The sequence below is a fragment of the Ignatzschineria sp. LJL83 genome, assembly GCF_054871845.1.
The window spans coordinates 94,474-113,356 of the sequence record NZ_JBTXLY010000007.1; the positions used below are offsets into that span (position 1 = coordinate 94,474).

Genomic DNA, 18,883 nt, shown 5'->3' on the forward strand with positions numbered 1-18,883 from the left:
CCTAGATCACCATACGGCGCATATCAGCTAATAACTCATTTAAGTACACGATAAATCTTGCACCTAACGCACCATCAATTACACGATGATCATAAGATAATGAGAGCGGAATCATCAAGCGTGGCTCAAACTCTTTACCATTCCAAACAGGTTTAATTTGATTTTTTGAAACACCTAAAATTGCTACTTCCGGCGCATTAATAATAGGAACAAAGCTTGTTCCACCAATGCCACCTAAAGAAGAGATCGTGAAGCAACCACCTGTCATTTGATCTGGCTTGAGCTTCCCTTCACGAGCAAGCCCTGCAAGCTCACGCATTTCAGCTGCGATTTCAACGACACCTTTCTTATCACAATCACGAATTACCGGCACCACTAAACCATTGGGCGTATCTGCCGCAAATCCGATATGGTAATACTTCTTAAGAACGAGATTATCGCCTTCTAAGGAGCTATTAAATGTTGGGAATTTCTGAAGTGCTTTCACAACCGCCTTGAAAAGGAATGCAAGAATCGTCACTCTCGCGCCTTCTCGTTCAAACTCTTTATTCAATGTTTTACGAAGTTCTTCTAAATCGGTAATATCCGCTTCATCAAACTGTGCAACATGAGGAATCATCGCCCAGTTACGCGCCAAGTTTGCACCAGAAATCTTCTGAATACGGCTCAATGGTTTCTCTTCGATTTCACCAAATTTCGTAAAATCTACTTTTGGCCATGGAAGAAGATCTAAACCGCCACCATTAACATTCGCCATCGGTTTTGCATTAGACATTGAAACTGATCCTGACAATACTGCTTTCACATATTTCAATACGTCTTCACGAAGAATACGCGCATTACGGCCAGAACCTGTGACTTCATTTAAATTTGCACCAAGCTCTCTAGCAAACGCACGAACTGAAGGCGAAGCATGCGCTCCACTGAAATCGAGTTTTGCAGCATTAAATGCCGGCGCAACAGGAATTTCTTGCCCTGGATGCGGCGCTTTCAATGTTGCATCAGAAGTCGAAACCGCAGGAGCTGACACTGCCGGCGCTGATTCAACTACAGGTGCTGAAGTAGCTTGAGTCGCTGTTTGCACTTTAACAACTAAGTCGCCTTCTTTCACTTTATCGCCTACAGAAACAACGATTTCAGTAATCACGCCCGCTTTATCTGCCGGAACATCCATCGATGCTTTATCCGATTCAAGCGTTACAAGCGTATCATCTAATGCAACGGTATCGCCTACTTTCACAGGAATATCAATCACATCTAATTCATCAGAATTACCTACTGCCGGAATACGAATTTCTACCACTTCGCCATTCGCATGAGCGGTTGCCGTAACGACAGGCGCTACCGGCGCAACTTCTTCTTTCGCCGCAGGCGCACTCGCTTCAACAACAGGAAGCGTTTCTTCTACTGTTACTTCAGAAGCATTTACATCTGCTTCAATACGCGCAATCGCATCGCCGGTTTTTACTTGATCGCCAACATTTACTAAAATTTCAACGATTTTCCCTGCGGATTCTGCCGGAACATCCATTGATGCTTTATCTGATTCTAAAGTCATTAACGTATCATCAAGTGCGACAACATCTCCGACTTTCACATTAATTTCGATGACATCTACCGCATCAAAATTTCCAATATCTGGCACTCTCAAATCAATATTTGCCATAATTTTAATCCTTTTTCCAATTGGTGCATTCACCAAATCTATCTCACATTCACTTCCAAACTTCATAAGACAAGTTATAAGCATCAGCGCCTCATCATATGAGGAGGCGCCGTATTCTTAAACCCAGATTGGATTTGGTTTATTCACATCAATATCGTATTTTTTAATTGCTTCAGTAACGACAGATTTTTCAATCGTACCGGCATCTGCAAGTTCTTTAAGTGCCGCAATCGCAACGTAGTAACGATTCACTTCGAAGAATTTACGAAGTTGTGATCTTGTATCTGAGCGGCCGAAGCCATCTGTTCCAAGGACTCTGTACGGCGCTTTGATTGCCGGACGAATTTGTTCTGCAAGCATGCGAACGTAGTCTGTTGAAACAATCACCGGCGCATCTGAACCATTTAACATTTCAGATACAAAAGATGCCGGCGCTTGCGTTTCAGGATGGAACAGAGCTTGACGCTCACACTCTTGAACATCACGAGCAAGTTCATTGAAACTTGTACAGCTATAAACATCACTGTCCACGTTCCAATCATTTTTAAGAAGCTCTGCTGCTTTCAACACTTCTTGTAAGATCGTTCCTGCGCCCAATAATCTGACGCGTGGATTTTTACTGTTTTCACCTGGTTGAAGCAGATACATTCCTTTGAGGATATCTGCTTCAGCACCTACCGGCATTGCAGGATGCGCGTAGTTCTCATTCATCATTGTGATGTAGTAGAACACATCTTCTTGCTCTTCCACCATACGGCGTAAACCATCTTGCATAATCACTGCTAATTCAAATTGAAGTGCTGGATCATACGATTTACAGTTTGGAATTAAGCTTGCCATCACATGGCTATGGCCATCTTCATGCTGCAAACCTTCGCCGTTAAGCGTTGTTCTTCCCGCAGTTCCACCCATTAAGAATCCACGAGTTCTCTGATCTGCAGCAGCCCAAATAAGGTCAAACGTTCTTTGCATTTGGAACATGGAGTAACATACAAAGAATGGAATCATTTCAACATTCGAGTTTGAATACGCCGTACCTGCTGCGATCCATGAGCTTACGCCACCCGCTTCGTTAATTCCCTCTTGAAGAATTTGACCATCTTTTGTCTCTTTATAGAACATCAATTGACCGGCATCTTGCGGTGTATATTGCTGCCCTGCTTGCGACCAAATTCCTAATTGACGGAACATGCCTTCCATTCCGAAAGTACGAGATTCATCTACAAGAATAGGGACAACACGTTTTCCAATTGATTTATCTTTAATGATCGTATTTAAAATACGCACAAAGCTCATCGTTGTAGAAATTTCACGACCTTCTGCCGTTGCTTCTAACTGTGCTTTAAATGCATCTAGTTTTGGAACTGTTAACGCTTCATTGGCTTGTACGCGGCGTGAAGGTACATAACCACCAAGTGCTTTACGGCGCTCATGAAGATATTCTAATTCAGGACTTCCTTCCGGCGGACGAATGAAGTTTACAGCTTCCAAATCTTCATCTGAAATTTGTACTTCAAAACGGTCACGGAAACGGCGAAGCGACTCAAGGCTGATAGATTTTTGTTGATGCGCCACGTTTTGCGCTTCTCCATCTTGCCCCATGCCGTATCCTTTGATTGTTTTCACAAGGATTACCGTTGGTTTACCATCACTTTTAACAGCAGCATCGTAAGCGGCATAGACTTTATTTTCATCATGACCACCACGATTTAAGCGCCACACATCGTTATCCGACATATGCGCAACCATCGCTTTTAATTCTGGTGTATTGAAGAAGTTTTCACGAACATACGCACCATCACGTGATTTATAAGTTTGGTAATCGCCGTCCACACATTCCATCATACGTTTACGAAGAAGCCCATCATGATCTTGTGCTAAAAGTGAATCCCAACCATTTCCCCAGATAAGTTTAATCACATTCCAATGATTTCCACGGAATCCTGATTCAAGTTCTTGGATGATTTTACCATTACCACGAACAGGACCATCTAGGCGCTGTAAGTTACAGTTGATCACAAAAATAAGGTTGTCGAGTTTTTCACGACCGGCAAGGGAGATTGCACCTAATGATTCTGGCTCATCCATCTCACCATCACCACAGAAACACCACACTTTACGGCCTTCTGTATTTGCAAGACCGCGAGAATGAAGATATTTCAAGAAACGTGCTTGATAGATTGCTTGGATTGGACCTAAACCCATTGAAACCGTTGGGAACTGCCAAAAATCTTTCATGAGCCAAGGATGTGGATATGAAGAGAGGCCTTTTCCATCCACTTCACGGCGGAAATTATCCATTTGCTCTTCTGTGATACGGCCTTCAATAAACGCACGTGCGTAAATTCCTGGGCTTGAGTGACCTTGGAAGAATACTAAATCCCCATCTTGAGTTTCAGTATTACCTTTCCAGAAGTGGTTAAAACCTACTTCCCACATTGTTGAAAGGGATGCATAACTCGCAATATGACCGCCTAACGTTGAATCTACGGCATTTGAGCGAACAATCATCGCCATTGAATTCCAACGAATATAAGAGCGAAGCTTATGCTCTAATTCTGAGTTTCCAGGATAGCGCGGTTGCTTATCTGCTGGAATTGTATTTATATATTCTGTTGTCCCGATAAAAGGAATTTGTACGCCATCTCTGTGTGCGCGTTCAATGACCTTTTCAATTAAGAAGTGCGCTCTTTCTTCGCCTTCTGTTTCAAGGACACTTGCGATTGAATCGACCCAATCTTGGGTTTCTAATGAGTCGATATCATTCAATAACTTTTGGTCTACCATAAAATAATCCTCTTTCATTTTAATAAGCCATGCTACTTTTTATAGCGATGCTTATTTTGTGAAAAATAGATAAGCTTCGTCTTATCTAATATCTGTTGATCTTACTTGCCGGATTGGCAATATGAATTTTTCAACACAATTAACAGATGCCCCAAGGAAAGTTCATTTTCTTTGAGGCAATTTATATTTACTATCACGGCACAGTATAACGGATATTCAATTGAAAATAACGCTTATTTTTATCATTCAGATCCAATCAAAAACCTAGTGAAAACCCTTAGTACTTAGCCATAAACAATATGAGCGCTTATACTTCATCTGTCAGTATTAGAGATTCATGAATATCATTTCTGATTCATCACAAATCTTATTACCCTATACAAATGATCTATAAGCGCTACACATATCGTTATAAAATCATACAAATTACTCTAAGCCACCCATTCAAATACCTTTTGGTATTAAAGGGTCTCTGCAATATTTTTTATTTCAAAGTTTTCAAATACTCTTCATACATTTGGATACGCATTCTAGCTTCTTTCATCTTATATTCCGCTTCTAACTGATCTTCAAAATCATCTTTGTACTTCGCTTTTTCATACTTGTACTCTGCCTTTGCAAGATCTTTTTGAGCATCTGCGAGCTTTTCTAAAATCTCTTCAGATTTTTCTAATCTTTTCTCACCTTCAAAGTACTCTTTTCCAGTGGATGAATCCATATTCATACCACCACCACAATATGTTTTCACATTGGCAATCGCACGTTCTAATCCTCTAATACGATTCGTATTGCCATATTGTTTTGCATAACCTAGCTGTTTCTCTAAGTTTGCTAATTTTCTTTGACATCCTTGATAAGGAGCTGCCGTTGAAATATTTAATGTTAAAACCATGCCCAACATAATTAGAATACTGACTAGATATCTCATATATTCGTCCTTCTCCTTGAATAAGTCTTATCGACTTGAAATTTAACAGACATAAAAATATCAATTATTTAATGAATAAAACATATGGCTAATTTTCTCAAATTCAATGTAAACTAAAATTAAAAATTGTAAATTCCCCTACTGAAATCATTGGCATTTACAGATGGGACTGAAAAATATGACGAAAAAACTCGCTTTTTGATACCCTAATACAATTGATTTTCTTGATTTATTCACAGGTACTGTGATGAATCAATCCCCCCCACTGATACGATATTCCTACATATTTTTAATTCATCTCGGTATTTAATAAATAATATAGCAAGATTATTAATAATATTAAGCAATAATTACATTTAATATTTAAAATTACATGATTAAGATAGAACACCTCAAAAAATCCTACCAAACCCCAACAGGGTCCAAAATTGCTTTAAACGATATCTCTCTCAACATCGAAACAGGCTCCATCTTTGGCGTCATCGGTCATTCTGGTGCCGGTAAAAGTACACTCATTCGCTGTTTAAATCTTTTAGAAAAACCTGATAGTGGCGAAATTAAAATTGATGGCATCGACATCACCAAACTCTCCTCCCGAGAATTAATGTTTGCGCGCCGTAAAATGGGTATGATCTTCCAACACTTTAATCTTCTCTCAAGCCAAACCATTTTCGATAATATCGCCTTCCCGCTTCGCTTAGAGAATATGCGTGAAGAAGATATTCGGTTAAGAGTAGAAGAGTTACTAGAGCTCGTCGGCATTCAGGAACACGCGCATAAATATCCTGCACAGCTTTCCGGCGGACAGAAACAACGTGTCGGTATTGCAAGAGCCATTGCAAACAACCCCAAAGTACTTCTCTGCGATGAAGCAACCTCAGCACTTGATCCGCAAACAACGCAAGCCATTTTAGAATTATTGGTAGATATTAATAAAAAACTTGGTTTAACCATTGTGATTATTACTCACGAAATGGAAGTGATCCGTTCAATTTGCCATCGCGTTGCCATTATTCACGATAGTAAAATTGTCGAAGAAGGTCCTGTGGAAGAAGTTTTCCTTCATCCAAAAAATGCCGTTACCCAAGATTTTATTATTGATAAAACAGAGCAAACAGAATTAGAAAAATATCTTAAACGTAATCCGGAACAAGCGGATTATCTCTATCAACTCTCTTACATTGGTACAGAAGCTTTTGAACCACATTTCAGCCAAGTCATTAAGAAGAGCAATATTGATCTCTCGATTTTATCGGGTTCCATTAGTTATATTCGCGATATTCCTTACGGGCAATTAATTGTTTCTCTTAAAGGTGAACCCAAAGAAACGCTTCAAGCCATTACCATGTTTAATGCACGTGGCATTTCTACAACACCGCTCGCAAACACGTTTTCGCAATCTCTTTCATCTGCCCAATCACCTATAAAAGGAGGTGCTTCACATGACTAACTTTATAGATGCGCTGAGCAATGCTCAATATTGGGATTTGATTTGGACAAATACACTGATTACGCTTCAAATGCTCGGTTTTACGTGGTTATTTACTGTGTTAATCGGGCTGCCTTGGGGTGTTTTACTCTTTTTAACATCGCCTTCTCAGCTACTTTCTAGCCCGAAGTTTTATCGTATCTTCTCGTTTCTTACTAATATTTTAAGATCGATTCCTTTCCTGATTTTAATCGTGGTACTGCTTCCCTTAACGTTCCAACTCATGGGAACAAAAATGGGCATTAAAGGCGCGATATTCCCTCTCGTTGTTGGCTCTGCACCTTTCTTTGCGAGATTAGCAGAAACGGCATTCAGAGAAGTCGATAAAGGCGTGATTGAAGCGGCGCAAAGTATGGGAACACCTTTAAGAACCATTATCTTAAAAGTGTTATTGCCGGAAGCAAGACCAAGCCTCATTGCCGGCATTACTGTTACCGGCATCTTGATTCTCTCTTATACCGCAATGTCCGGAACTGTGGGTGCCGGAGGATTGGGAGATATTGCTGTGCGCTTTGGTTTCCACCGCAATATGACAGAACTCATGTACTTAATCGTGATTGTATTAATCGTGATTGTTCAACTCATGCAGTGGCTCGGCGATTCCTTAGTACGCCATTACACACGAAAATAAGGTCATAAATCATTTTAAGGTTGATATCACATTCAACTTTCTAAACCTCAAAGCCTCTGAAGTCTTTCTATTTCAGAGGCTTTTTTGTGGCATAAATCATCAAAGTCGGGATTCTCGTAATTTTGGGGTTCATTTTTTTGCGTAATCCCTTTATGCTTACAGATTACATATTTTATGATTATGAAAATCTGTCGTTTTCGGGTTTTATGACATTCGTTCATACCACGAATTTACAATTATCCGCTCACGAAACCTTCTCACTAACATCCAATTTTATTGATCATCACAGGAGCTCTTTCTTATGAAAAAAATTAACGCTGCCATCATCGGTTACGGAAACATTGGTCGCTATGTTCTCAATGCACTTGAAGCTGCCGAAGATTTCTCCGTTGCCGGCATTGTTCGCCGTACCGCAACCCCTATTGCCGGCGTCAATTATCCTGTTGTGACAGATATTTCAGAATTAGAAAATGTCGATGTTGCCATTCTTTGCGTTCCAAGCCGTCAAATTAAAAACTACGCAAGTGCGATTTTACAAAAAGGTATTAATACCGTAGATAGTTTTGATATTCACTCAGAAATCGCCATTATGCGCCGTGAACTCGATGCGATTGCGAAACAACACCAAGCAAGCGCTATCGTTTCTGCAGGTTGGGATCCAGGCTCAGACTCTATCATCCGCACGCTTCTTCTTGCGGCAGCGCCAAAAGGAATTACTTACACAAACTTCGGCCCAGGCATGAGCATGGGACATTCTACTGCCGTAAAAGCAATTCCCGGCGTGAAAGATGCGCTCTCAATGACTATTCCTATCGGCACAGGACAACATCGCCGTATGGTATACATTGAGATCGAATCAGGATTTGAGTTCGAAACGGTAAAAAGCACAATCCTCAATGATGATTACTTCAATAAAGACGATACGGTCATTCAACAGGTTGATTCTATCGAACCATTAAAAGATGCAGGCCACGGCGTAAGTATTACTCGTAAAGGCGTTTCCGGCACAACCGATAATCAGCTCTTTGAATTTGATATGCGCGTGAATAATCCGGCATTAACGGCGCAAATTTTAGTTTCTACGGCAAGGGCGACAACCAAACAAGCTCCGGGCGCTTATACCATGATTGAAATTCCGTTGATTGATCTTCTTCCGGGGGATCGTGATGAATTGATCACGGCACTTGTATAAATCAGCGATGACATCCATTTATAGAGAATAAAACATATAAAAAATATATGTTCAGTGAAAATAAATCAATGGATTTGAGATAGATCTATTGATTTCACCGCTTATTCTCGATATATATAATAATGATTCGGGGCTCGGTTCCCCACTTAACACCAAAAGGATATAAATATTATGCGTAAATTAGCTCTTGCAACAGCACTTTCACTCGTTCCATTTTTTGCACTTTCTGCAGATAAACTCAAAGTTGTGGCAACACCCGTTCCTCATGCGGAAATTTTAGAATCTATCAAACCACAATTAGCTGAGAAAAATATTGATCTTGAAGTAGTAGTTGTGACAGATTATGTATTACCCAATTTAATGGTTGATGAGAAAGAAGCAGATGCGAACTTTTTTCAACATAAACCTTATCTAGATGAATTTAATAAAAACCATCAGTTAGAAATCATTGCTCTTGAACCGGCAATTCATGTTGAACCCATTGCGGCATATTCTCAAAAAATAAAATCAAAAGAGGAATTACAAAAAGGCGCTAAAGTGAGCATCCCTAACGATCCTGCAAATGGTGGTCGTGCGTTAATCCTCCTTCACAACGAAGGTATCATTACGCTTAAGGATCCGAGCAATATCCTTTCTGCAACATTTGATATTCAAGAGAATCCTTTAAATCTCTCTTTTGTAGAATTAGAAGCGCCCATGCTTGCGCGTACATTAGATGAAGTGGATTTAGCATTGATTAACACAAACTTCGCATTAGATGCTAAACTAAACCCCGTTCAGGATTCGCTCTTCATTGAAGGCGCACAATCACCTTATGCAAATATCATCACGGTTCTCCCTGAAAACAAAGATGATCCACGCATTCAAGCACTCATTGAAGTGATTACAACAGAAGATGTTCGCAACTTTATCGAAGAGAAGTACGAAGGAAGTATCGTACCGGTATTCTAAACTGAATATTTCAACCCTAAAATTCACAAACTTTCGGCAGAATTGATTGACAAAACGTTGAAAAAAGATAATCATATGTGATTATTACAAATTTGATTGCGTCGATATGCGTCGCAATATTGTGTTATAAATTCTGACATTTTAAACTGGAGTAAAACCTTGGCAAATACAGCACAAGCAAGAAAACGCGTTCGTCAAGCTGAGAAAAGCAACGCAGCAAACGCATCATACCGTTCAATGACTAGAACATACGTTAAAAAAACAATCAATGCTATCAAAGCAAGCAATCGCGAAGAAGCAATGAAAGCATTTGTTAAAGCTCAAAGCGCACTTGACCGTTCAGTAAAACGTGGCCTTATTCATAAGAACAAAGTTTCACGTATTCTTAGCCGTCTTAACACGCAAATCAAAGCACTCGCTTAATTTGTAGCTTTAATTAAGATTCGAAAAAAGCCCTACTAATTTTTAGTAGGGCTTTTTTATATTCCTACGTAATACTTTAGAGTCATTCATTGAAATTGAAATTGAAATTAAGATTAAGATTGGGATTGGGATTGGGATTGAGATTGAGATTGAGATTGAGATTGAGATTGAGATTGAGATTGAGATTTTCAATCTACTAACTATATAAAACTATAAAAAAATGCCGAGAAAAATATTCTCGGCATTTTGTTTCGTATTGAGAGAATCATTCATCTCATTCTTTCAAGCAACAACTTCTCTTAAGCTCGAATGACTTCCCCACTTTCCAAATCGACAATTCTCGTAGGTGAAGATAATCCACCTGTATTTCCCATCATGACGCCGGCAATCTTATCTCCAAAAACTTCCATAATGGCTTCCGGAGATGTGAGCGGTGCTTCTTGATGCAAGTTTGCACTTGTAGACACAACCCCTACCGGCATCAGATCACACAGAGCGAAAGCGTCAGGATGATTCGTGACTCGAATCGCAAGTGTTGAAAACTTCCCTCTCAAATAATCAGGACAATCCGCTTTTGCCGGAATAATCCATGTATAACGGAATCCGCCACGCTGACTATTTAAAACCGTATCTTCTTCCAAAGCCGTTAAAGGTTTCACCAACACAGAGAGCTTTTCAAGCGATGCTGTCATTACAATAAAGCCTTTCGAAGCAGAGCGCCCTTTGAGATTCAGAACAGTATGCACAGCTTCCGGATTCATCGCATCTGCAGCAAACCCATAAACCCCTTCTGTCGGATAGGCGATGACTTGACCATTTTTCAAGGCAGTGGCAGCCTCTTCATATGTGAGCAATTTCATATTATTTAACGAACAAATAAGTACCGAGGAAATAGAGACCAAACGCCAATCCCGTTGAAACCGGTAACGTTAAAATCCATGCGATTAAAATATTTTTAACCGTTGATTTTTGTAGGCCCGATTTATTCGCAATCATTGTTCCGGCAACAGAACTGGAAAGAATATGCGTTGTCGATACTGGGAATCCTAAATGGCTCGCAGAAGCAATGGCAATCCCTGATACGATCTGCGCACTCATTCCTTGCGCATAGGTCATATCTTTTTTACCAATTTTTCCGCCCACTGTATCAACGACACGCTTCCAGCCAATCATCGTTCCCATTCCAAGCGCAACGGCAACAGCAACAATCACCCAAAATGGTGCATATTCCGTTGTTTTCGTCAGATCCTTACTAATCGCTTTATACGACTTACGGTATCCATCCGGCAATTCACTTTGAGATTCTAATGTTTTAGCAATACTCGCTAAACACATCACTTCATTACGAACTGCCCAGCGTGCATCTGTTGATAATTTATCGTAATTATCAATACCATGAAGTAATCCTACTAGCTTATCGGAATGCGCTTTCATATCGCTGTATTCACAACTAAAAAGCCCATCACTGACCTTCGTATCACTCTTAGGATAGAGCTTATCTAAAGTCGCTTTATTTGCATCGTAATAAACACCCATTTGCTGCGCCGCAACTCTTGTCTGTTCAATCTCAAATACACTAGAATTAAGATTTAATACAAACTGTGCCGGTACAACACTGAATAGCACTAGCATCACCAAACCAATCCCTTTCTGCCCATCATTCTGTCCATGCGCATAACTCATGCCCATTGCAGAAGTTACAAGCCAAAAGCGCGGCCAAAATGGGGGCTTTTTCTTCTTATCAATCACATGTCTTTGATACGGCGTTTTATGAATATAACTTTTCGGAAGGAATTTCAGCAGTCCTAATAACATTAATCCCGCCAAACCCGCACCAATAAAAGGCGAGAAGAGCAAGGATTCAAACACTCCTAAAGCTTTTTCCCAGTTCACACCATCAATCAGTGAATGATCTGTTAAAAGCGCATTGGCAAGCCCAACCCCTAAGATTGAACCAATCAGCGTATGAGAACTCGATGCCGGAATTCCAAGATACCAAGTACCAAGATTCCAGATAAGTGCCGCAACCAAGAGCGACACAACCATCACAAGCCCTTTTGTTGATGTGGCATTTGCCAAAAGCTCCATTGGAAGAAGATTTACGATCGCATATGCAACGCCTAACCCCCCCAAAAGAACCCCCAAGAAGTTAAATATACCCGAGAGAAACACAGCTAATTGCGGTTTTAATGATTTTGTATAAATCACCGTTGCAACCGCATTTGCCGTATCGTGAAACCCATTCACAAACTCAAAGGCTAAAACTAATCCCACCGATAAAATAAGCGTGAAGAGCACAATAATATCGATACTTTGTAAAAACTCTAACATTACTTTTCCAATTTCTTATAAGTCTTAAACTAACGCATTGTGACCAGTTCTTCGGCCGCCGTTGGGTGAAGCGCAACCGTGTCATCAAAATCACGTTTACGAGCGCCCATTTTCACTGCTACTGCAAAACCTTGAAGCATCTCATCGACCGTTGGTCCAATCAGATGAATCCCGACAATCTTCTCATCATCCCCCACACAAACCATTTTCATAGCTGTTTTAACAGGTTTTTCACTAAAGTTAGAGTACATTGCCGTAAATGAGGTTGTGTAACATTTCACATTCTCTTGACCATATTCAGCAACAGCTTCTTTCTCTGTTAAACCTGTTGTTCCAATGGGTGGATGCGTAAACACAACACTTGGAATTTCTTTATATTCAAGATGCCGATCTGTCATGCCATTATGAAGGCGATCTGCTAAACGTCTTCCCGCCGCAATTGCTACCGGCGTTAATTGAAATTTTCCGCCAATAATATCGCCCAATACATAAATCGAAGGCACCACCGTTTCTTGGAATTTATCAACAGTAATCGTGCCATCTGCATTTGGCGTTAAATCGGTATTTTCTAATCCGATATTGTGCGTGTTATAACCACGGCCAATCGCCCAAATAAGTGTATCTACTGTAATAGATTCTGCTTCTGTCACAACCGTTAAAGAACCATCGGCATTTTTTTCAACTTTTTGCACATTAGAATTTGGATGCAATGTTAAATGATCATCTTTTAAGATCTCATCTTTTAAATGCTCTGTAATATAACTATCAAAACTTCTTAACACCATATCGCCGCGGCAAATGAGATCTGTTTCGCTTCCAAGTGCTGAGAGTAATTGCGCAAGTTCTACGGCAATATATCCCGCACCCACAATTGCTACACGTTTTGGCGCGTCTTCTAATGAGAAAAATTCATCGGATGTAATCCCAAATTCAGCGCCTTCAATCGCCGGAATCAGAGGATATCCACCTGTTGAAACGACAATGATCTCAGCACTATATTCTTCACCATTGACAGTAACTGTTTTATTATCAACAAATTTTGCTTCACCATGAATCACATCCACGCCGGCATCTGGCATATAGCTATTGTTATACCAAGTGACAATATTATTGATGTACTGATCGCGTTTCTCTTTTAAGATTTTCCAAGAAAATTCCGGTGTGCCAAACGTAAAACCATATCCTTTTGCATCATCAAACATATGGGCAATACTCGCCGCATTCCACATGACTTTTTTCGGAACACATCCTACATTGACACAAGTGCCGCCTAACGTATCTTTTTCAATTAAGAGACATTTTACGCCGTAACTCGCAGCTCTTTCTGCATAAGAAAGACCACCAGAACCGCCACCAATAATAATTGCATCATATTGCTTACTCATATTTCGTTCCTATTCCCTAGAATGTTTTATGATTTTTTAACTTTAAAACTTTAAAACTTGTAACCATGACAAATATCCATCTGTCACGGTCATATATTTTGATCAATCCCTTATTCTACTATTCTTATGGATACCATCGAGGGATTGATCTGCTCGCCAACGTCTTTTAATTGCCCAGGATTATGGATTAAAAAATTGCTTATTCACAATATCGAAGAACGGCACAACTTCTTCTACATCTGAAACATGCCTTGCAATCTCAATTGCTTCACGCGCTTCTGCGTCATTGACAATTCCCATCAAATATACTTTACGTCTTGATGTTTCCACTTTCACATTACCGGCATTAAATCCTTTTAATTTAATACCCGTTGTTAAAGCTGTTTTCACTTTTGCCGTAATATAGGTATCTGTAGTGATGCTTGCAAAAGAAGCTTCCGGAGCCACAATTAACTCATTATGTACACCTGTAACATGATCTGTCGTTGTTACTGCTTTTTCTACTTCTAACCCAAGCTCTTGAGTTGGCACTTCTCCCAAAATCAGAACTTCACCGTTATAACTTAAGATACTAATATGAGCCATATCTCGCCCTGGTAATTGTCCGATCTTATTTTGAACTTTGACCGTGATTGAATTATCTTCCACAATTTGCCCAGCAGTTCGGCGATCATTCACTCCAGCAGCTGTTGCACCGACTCCTCCAGCAATCATTGCCGGTACGCACCCTGCTAAAATGACAAGGAAACTACTTAATAGCACAAAACGTTTCAACATTTTTCTCTCCTCTTTAATGGAAAAACCTCATATATCCTATTCGATATCAACTCTCAATATTCGTCATAGGAAGTTTAACTAAATACCTTATCGATCATCGCGCACCAAATATGAATCACGATAATATGCACTTCTTGAATTCTTGCGGTTCGTGTACTCGGCACATTCACTAAATGTAAATTAGGCGAATCTATTTCTCGCATTTTTCCACCGGTTTCACCTGTTAATGCTAAAACAATCATCCCTTTTTTTAGCGCTTCTTCAATGGCAAGGTTAATACTTTTTGAGTTCCCACTCGTACTAATCGCAATTAAAATATCGCCCTTTTGCCCAAGCGCCATCACTTGCTTTGAAAAGACTTCTTCATAACTATAATCATTTGCGATCGATGTTAAATTAGAACTATCTGTGGTGAGTGCAATCGCTGGAAGAGGGGCTCTTTCGACTTCAAATCGATTCATAAGTTCTGCAGCAAAATGTTGCGCATCTGCAGCCGATCCACCATTACCACAAACCAAAACTTTATTACCAGCTTTCAATGCTTGAATCATCAAGTCGCCTGTTGCTTCAATTACTGCCGGCATTGTTTCAAGGGCCAATTTTTTAACTTCAATGCTTTCTTGAATATGTGAAATTGCTGTCATTTTTTATTCCTAATAATAGAAAAGACTCAGACATAACATATCTGAGCCTCTCCTTGACTTAACTAATCATGATTATACTGTTAACAGGTCTTTGATTTTACTCATGGCCTGACTTTCAATTTGTCGAATTCTTTCTGCTGAAACTGAATATTTTTCAGCAAGATCCGTTAATGTTGGACGTTCTTCATCTTCATCGCCCATCCATCTTTGAATAATAATATCTCTACTTCGAGGATCGAGCTCCGCTAAAGCCGTACTCAATTTTTCATTATTATGAGATTCATAATCCTCTTTCTCTAATTCTTGCGAAGGATCTAAGGCATTACTTGTCAACCAATCAGATGGGCTAAAATCGCCATCTTCTGAACTTCCTGTTGGCAGATCAAATGCTAAGTCATTTGAAAATAGTCGCATCTCCATTCGCTTCACTTCTGCTTTGCTGACATTTAGTTCTTTGGCAATATCATCTGCTTCCTGATCTGTTAACCACTCTAAAGTTTCTTTTGATGAACGCAGATTAAAGAACAATTTTCGTTGCGCTTTTGTCGTTGCAACTTTTACAATTCGCCAATTCCGAATCACAAATTCATGAATCTCTGATTTAATCCAATAGACCGCGAAAGAAATCAAACGAACATTATAAGAAGGATCAAAACGCTTCACGGCTTTCATCAAACCCACATTTCCCTCTTGAATAAGATCAATCAGCGGTAAACCATAGCCTGTATAGTTTTTAGCAATGTGCACTACAAATTTCAGATGAGACATAATGAGCGTTTGTGCAGCATGGAGATCTTCATGTTCAATCAATCGATAAGCCAGTGCTTGCTCTTCTTCCGCTGTTAAAGTAGGAATATCACCAATTGCGCTAATATAAGCATCTAGCCCATCTGCAACCGATGGAAAAGTATTCGCTCTTAGCACTAGTTGCTTGTCTTCACTTGGCATATATTGCCCTCCAAATCTTAGTCATAAAAGATTAATAAAATCATACAATAAGCGATTCAACACTAATCTTTTTCCAAAATTTCAACAAAAAATATTATAACAAACTTGTACTACCGAGTCCTTATTTAATGCATCATAAATATTTTTAATGTTTCTGTAAATTTAATACAACTTTTTTAGATATATTCTATATAACCAAAGGTTTATTCTAGCCCTCCTATTTACACGCCTATTTACTATTTTTTTTATATCTGCACTAGTAGATTCAAACCACAATCCTTGTTAGTATCTAAGGCTTACTTCAAATTCAGTATAAATCAGTATAAATCAGTATAAAGGGTAAATCTCAAATGGATTCTCCAAATAATAAAACTGAAGATCTTCGTATTGAAGCGCTTCGCTATCATGCTTTCCCACAACCAGGTAAAATTTCAGTTGAAGCGACTAAACCGCTCGTCAACCAAAGAGATCTCTCCCTCGCTTATTCACCAGGCGTTGCTTACGCATGTGAAGAGATCCAAAAAGATCCCTTAACAGCCTTAGACTATACTGCAAGAGGAAATCTTGTCGCAGTAATCAGTAATGGAACGGCCGTATTAGGTCTTGGTAATATTGGTCCATTAGCAGGAAAACCTGTGATGGAAGGAAAAGGGGTTCTTTTCAAAAAATTCTCTAATATTGATGTCTTCGATATTGAAGTGGATGAATTAGATCCTGATAAATTTATCGATATTGTTGCTAGTTTAGAACCTACATTTGGTGGAATAAACTTAGAAGATATTAAAGCACCTGAATGCTTCCATATCGAAAAAGAACTCAAAAAACGCATGAATATTCCAGTATTCCATGATGACCAACATGGTACTGCAATTATTACAACTGCCGGCGTTTTGAATGCGTTAAAACTTGCCGGCAAAAAAATTGAAGAGATCAAGCTCGTTTGCAGTGGTGCTGGCGCAGCTGCAATCTCTTGTTTAAATCTATTGATGCAATTTGGTCTTCGCAAAGAGAATATTACTGTTACAGACCGAGATGGCGTAGTCAATCATCACCGAACAGAAGATACGCTTGATGAATACAAATCTTTCTTCTTGCAAGAAACCGATAAAATGACGCTTGGCGAAATCATTGAAGGCGCTGATGTATTCTTAGGTCTCTCTGCTCCTGGTGTTTTAACCGCTGAAATGGTGAAAACAATGGCACCGGATCCGTTAATCTTCGCATTAGCAAATCCAGAACCAGAAATTCGTCCAGAATTAGCGCACTCTGTTCGTGATGATGCAATCCTCGCAACAGGTCGTTCTGATTATCCAAACCAAGTGAACAACGTTCTCTGCTTCCCTTACCTTTTCCGCGGCGCGCTTGATTGTGGTGCAACAGAAATTAATGAAGCAATGAAAATGGCATGTGTAAAAGCCATTGCAGATTTAACTCACCAAGAACCAACAGATGAAGTATTGCACGCTTATCCAGGTGAAACCCTTCGTTTCTCTCGCCATTACATTATTCCAAAACCATTCGATCCTCGCTTAATTGTAGAGCTTCCTATTGCGGTTGCTAAAGCAGCGATGGAGTCAGGTGTTGCACAGCGCCCTATTCAAGATTTTGAAGAGTATCGTCAGCGCTTAAGCGAGCATTTCAACAAAACAAATATGGCAATGCGCCCGATCTTCAACCAAGCAAAAGAAAATGCAAGAACCATTGCCTATTGCGAAGGGGAAGATGAGCGCGTACTTCGTGCCGTTTACTTAGTCAAACAGGATCTATTAGCAAATCCAATCTTAATTGGTCAACCTAAAGTGATCCAAGATAGAATCGAAGAGCTTGGTATTAATCTCCCGACACAAGTATTATCGCCGGGAGATACCATCAGCAAAGATATCAATAGTGAATATGTACAAATTATTGATTATCGCAATCCTCCACTTCTCGATGAGTGCTCAGAAAAATACTACAGCCTCATGAAGCGAAAAGGAATCACGCCAGAACTTGCTCGTCAACGTATGCAAACTCGAGGAAACCTCCTTTCAGCAATGCTACTTGAACTAGGTGTGATTGATGGGCAAATCAGTGGTGTACTCGGTCAATATCATCGCCATGTTCACCACATTGTAGACGCTTTAGGTCTTCATGAAGGCACTTCACAACCTGCAGCGATCAGCATGCTCCTGTCACCAAAGGGTCCTTTATTCTTCTGCGATACTCATGTCAATGAAAACCCTACCGCTGAAGAATTGGCAGACATCACAAAAATGGCTGCTGAAGTTGTTGCTCGTTTTGGTATTACACCGAAAGTGGCGCTTCTTTCTCATTCAAACTTTGGTTCAAGAGAATCTGAGTTTTCTAGCAAAATGCAGAAAACCTTACAAATCCTCAAAAAAACCGCACCAATGCTTCAATGCGAAGGAGAAATGCAACCAGACCTCGCGATTTGGGAGCGTTACCGTAATGCATACTTCCCTAATTCTGAATTAGAAGGCATGGCGAACTTATTTATTTTCTCTAATATCGATACTGCAAACGTGACGTATAACTTTGTACGTACGATTAGCGACAGTATTGTAGTAGGCCCAATCTTAACAGGTCCATCTAAACCAGCTCACGTTGTGACAAACATTGCAACCGCAAGAAGAATCGTAAACGTTACAGCAATGTGTGCAACAGACCCTATTGAATAATCTGTAAATAATTATAAATTAGGTCTTTAAATTACCCCAAAAAGATAGATGAT

At 39.8% G+C, this 18,883-nt stretch carries 15 protein-coding genes; 6 read left to right on the plus strand and 9 right to left on the minus strand.

Annotation, left to right across the window (positions count from 1 at the left end):
* Position 1 precedes the first annotated feature (1 nt).
* The 3 genes from aceF to ACYSN2_RS06125 all read right to left on the minus strand — a co-directional run bounded on the left by aceF (position 2) and on the right by ACYSN2_RS06125 (position 5,381).
* Positions 2-1,666, minus strand: coding sequence for a dihydrolipoyllysine-residue acetyltransferase (aceF, locus tag ACYSN2_RS06115; RefSeq protein ID WP_461749367.1), 1,665 nt, complete (start codon positions 1,664-1,666; stop codon positions 2-4).
* A gap of 117 nt (positions 1,667-1,783) precedes the next feature.
* Positions 1,784-4,453, minus strand: coding sequence for a pyruvate dehydrogenase (acetyl-transferring), homodimeric type (gene aceE, locus ACYSN2_RS06120; protein ID WP_461749368.1), 2,670 nt, complete (start codon positions 4,451-4,453; stop codon positions 1,784-1,786).
* Between the two features lie 484 nt (positions 4,454-4,937).
* A complete protein-coding gene (locus ACYSN2_RS06125; protein ID WP_461749369.1) occupies positions 4,938-5,381 on the minus strand; it encodes a DUF1090 family protein in 444 nt (147 codons plus the stop codon).
* Positions 5,382-5,754: 373 nt separating this feature from the next.
* On the opposite strand from ACYSN2_RS06125, the gene ACYSN2_RS06130 reads away from it, so the two are divergent.
* From ACYSN2_RS06130 to rpsT, 5 genes are all read left to right on the plus strand, one after another.
* Entirely contained in the window at positions 5,755-6,831 is a 1,077-nt protein-coding gene (locus ACYSN2_RS06130) for a methionine ABC transporter ATP-binding protein (RefSeq protein WP_461749370.1), read from the plus strand.
* Positions 6,824-7,501: a methionine ABC transporter permease gene (locus ACYSN2_RS06135; RefSeq protein WP_461749371.1), complete on the plus strand. Its 678-nt coding sequence runs from the start codon at positions 6,824-6,826 to the stop codon at positions 7,499-7,501. The genes ACYSN2_RS06130 and ACYSN2_RS06135 overlap by 8 nt, the downstream gene beginning before the upstream one ends.
* Before the next feature lie 301 nt (positions 7,502-7,802).
* Positions 7,803-8,693: a diaminopimelate dehydrogenase gene (locus ACYSN2_RS06140; protein WP_461749372.1), complete on the plus strand. Its 891-nt coding sequence runs from the start codon at positions 7,803-7,805 to the stop codon at positions 8,691-8,693.
* A gap of 171 nt (positions 8,694-8,864) precedes the next feature.
* Positions 8,865-9,644: a MetQ/NlpA family ABC transporter substrate-binding protein gene (locus ACYSN2_RS06145; RefSeq protein WP_461749373.1), complete on the plus strand. Its 780-nt coding sequence runs from the start codon at positions 8,865-8,867 to the stop codon at positions 9,642-9,644.
* A gap of 159 nt (positions 9,645-9,803) precedes the next feature.
* Complete coding sequence (rpsT, locus tag ACYSN2_RS06150) at positions 9,804-10,067, plus strand: 30S ribosomal protein S20 (protein WP_461749374.1); 264 nt, start codon at positions 9,804-9,806, stop codon at positions 10,065-10,067.
* Between the two features lie 299 nt (positions 10,068-10,366).
* Here rpsT and ACYSN2_RS06155 read toward each other — a convergent pair whose 3' ends face one another.
* From ACYSN2_RS06155 to rpoH, 6 genes are all read right to left on the minus strand, one after another.
* On the minus strand, positions 10,367-10,927 hold the full coding sequence (locus ACYSN2_RS06155; protein WP_461749375.1) for an L-threonylcarbamoyladenylate synthase: 561 nt from the start codon (positions 10,925-10,927) through the stop codon (positions 10,367-10,369).
* Position 10,928: 1 nt separating this feature from the next.
* Positions 10,929-12,398, minus strand: a complete 1,470-nt coding sequence (locus tag ACYSN2_RS06160; RefSeq protein ID WP_461749376.1) for an inorganic phosphate transporter — start codon at positions 12,396-12,398, stop codon at positions 10,929-10,931.
* Between the two features lie 29 nt (positions 12,399-12,427).
* Positions 12,428-13,783: a glutathione-disulfide reductase gene (gene gorA / locus ACYSN2_RS06165; RefSeq protein WP_461749377.1), complete on the minus strand. Its 1,356-nt coding sequence runs from the start codon at positions 13,781-13,783 to the stop codon at positions 12,428-12,430.
* A 180-nt stretch (positions 13,784-13,963) separates the two neighbouring features.
* Complete coding sequence (locus ACYSN2_RS06170) at positions 13,964-14,560, minus strand: BON domain-containing protein (RefSeq protein WP_461749378.1); 597 nt, start codon at positions 14,558-14,560, stop codon at positions 13,964-13,966.
* A 74-nt stretch (positions 14,561-14,634) separates the two neighbouring features.
* A complete protein-coding gene (locus ACYSN2_RS06175; protein WP_461749379.1) occupies positions 14,635-15,204 on the minus strand; it encodes a D-sedoheptulose-7-phosphate isomerase in 570 nt (189 codons plus the stop codon).
* Positions 15,205-15,276: 72 nt separating this feature from the next.
* Positions 15,277-16,152, minus strand: a complete 876-nt coding sequence (rpoH, locus tag ACYSN2_RS06180; protein ID WP_461749380.1) for an RNA polymerase sigma factor RpoH — start codon at positions 16,150-16,152, stop codon at positions 15,277-15,279.
* A gap of 350 nt (positions 16,153-16,502) precedes the next feature.
* Here rpoH and ACYSN2_RS06185 point away from each other — a divergent pair, with 350 nt between their 5' ends.
* On the plus strand, positions 16,503-18,830 hold the full coding sequence (locus tag ACYSN2_RS06185) for an NADP-dependent malic enzyme (RefSeq protein WP_461749381.1): 2,328 nt from the start codon (positions 16,503-16,505) through the stop codon (positions 18,828-18,830).
* The last annotated feature ends 53 nt before the right edge of the window (positions 18,831-18,883 follow it).

What these genes read in the sequence shown, in the direction of transcription:
- ACYSN2_RS06185 (WP_461749381.1), top strand. Translation starts at nt 16,503, where the DNA reads ATGGATTCTCCAAATAATAAAACTGAAGATCTTCGTATTGAAGCGCTT.
- ACYSN2_RS06145 (WP_461749373.1), top strand. Translation starts at nt 8,865, where the DNA reads ATGCGTAAATTAGCTCTTGCAACAGCACTTTCACTCGTTCCATTTTTT.
- ACYSN2_RS06160 (WP_461749376.1), bottom strand. Translation starts at nt 12,398, where the DNA reads ATGTTAGAGTTTTTACAAAGTATCGATATTATTGTGCTCTTCACGCTT.
- ACYSN2_RS06170 (WP_461749378.1), bottom strand. Translation starts at nt 14,560, where the DNA reads ATGTTGAAACGTTTTGTGCTATTAAGTAGTTTCCTTGTCATTTTAGCA.
- ACYSN2_RS06125 (WP_461749369.1), bottom strand. Translation starts at nt 5,381, where the DNA reads ATGAGATATCTAGTCAGTATTCTAATTATGTTGGGCATGGTTTTAACA.
- ACYSN2_RS06130 (WP_461749370.1), top strand. Translation starts at nt 5,755, where the DNA reads ATGATTAAGATAGAACACCTCAAAAAATCCTACCAAACCCCAACAGGG.
- ACYSN2_RS06140 (WP_461749372.1), top strand. Translation starts at nt 7,803, where the DNA reads ATGAAAAAAATTAACGCTGCCATCATCGGTTACGGAAACATTGGTCGC.
- aceE (WP_461749368.1), bottom strand. Translation starts at nt 4,453, where the DNA reads ATGGTAGACCAAAAGTTATTGAATGATATCGACTCATTAGAAACCCAA.
- gorA (WP_461749377.1), bottom strand. Translation starts at nt 13,783, where the DNA reads ATGAGTAAGCAATATGATGCAATTATTATTGGTGGCGGTTCTGGTGGT.
- aceF (WP_461749367.1), bottom strand. Translation starts at nt 1,666, where the DNA reads ATGGCAAATATTGATTTGAGAGTGCCAGATATTGGAAATTTTGATGCG.
- ACYSN2_RS06175 (WP_461749379.1), bottom strand. Translation starts at nt 15,204, where the DNA reads ATGACAGCAATTTCACATATTCAAGAAAGCATTGAAGTTAAAAAATTG.
- ACYSN2_RS06135 (WP_461749371.1), top strand. Translation starts at nt 6,824, where the DNA reads ATGACTAACTTTATAGATGCGCTGAGCAATGCTCAATATTGGGATTTG.
- ACYSN2_RS06155 (WP_461749375.1), bottom strand. Translation starts at nt 10,927, where the DNA reads ATGAAATTGCTCACATATGAAGAGGCTGCCACTGCCTTGAAAAATGGT.
- rpoH (WP_461749380.1), bottom strand. Translation starts at nt 16,152, where the DNA reads ATGCCAAGTGAAGACAAGCAACTAGTGCTAAGAGCGAATACTTTTCCA.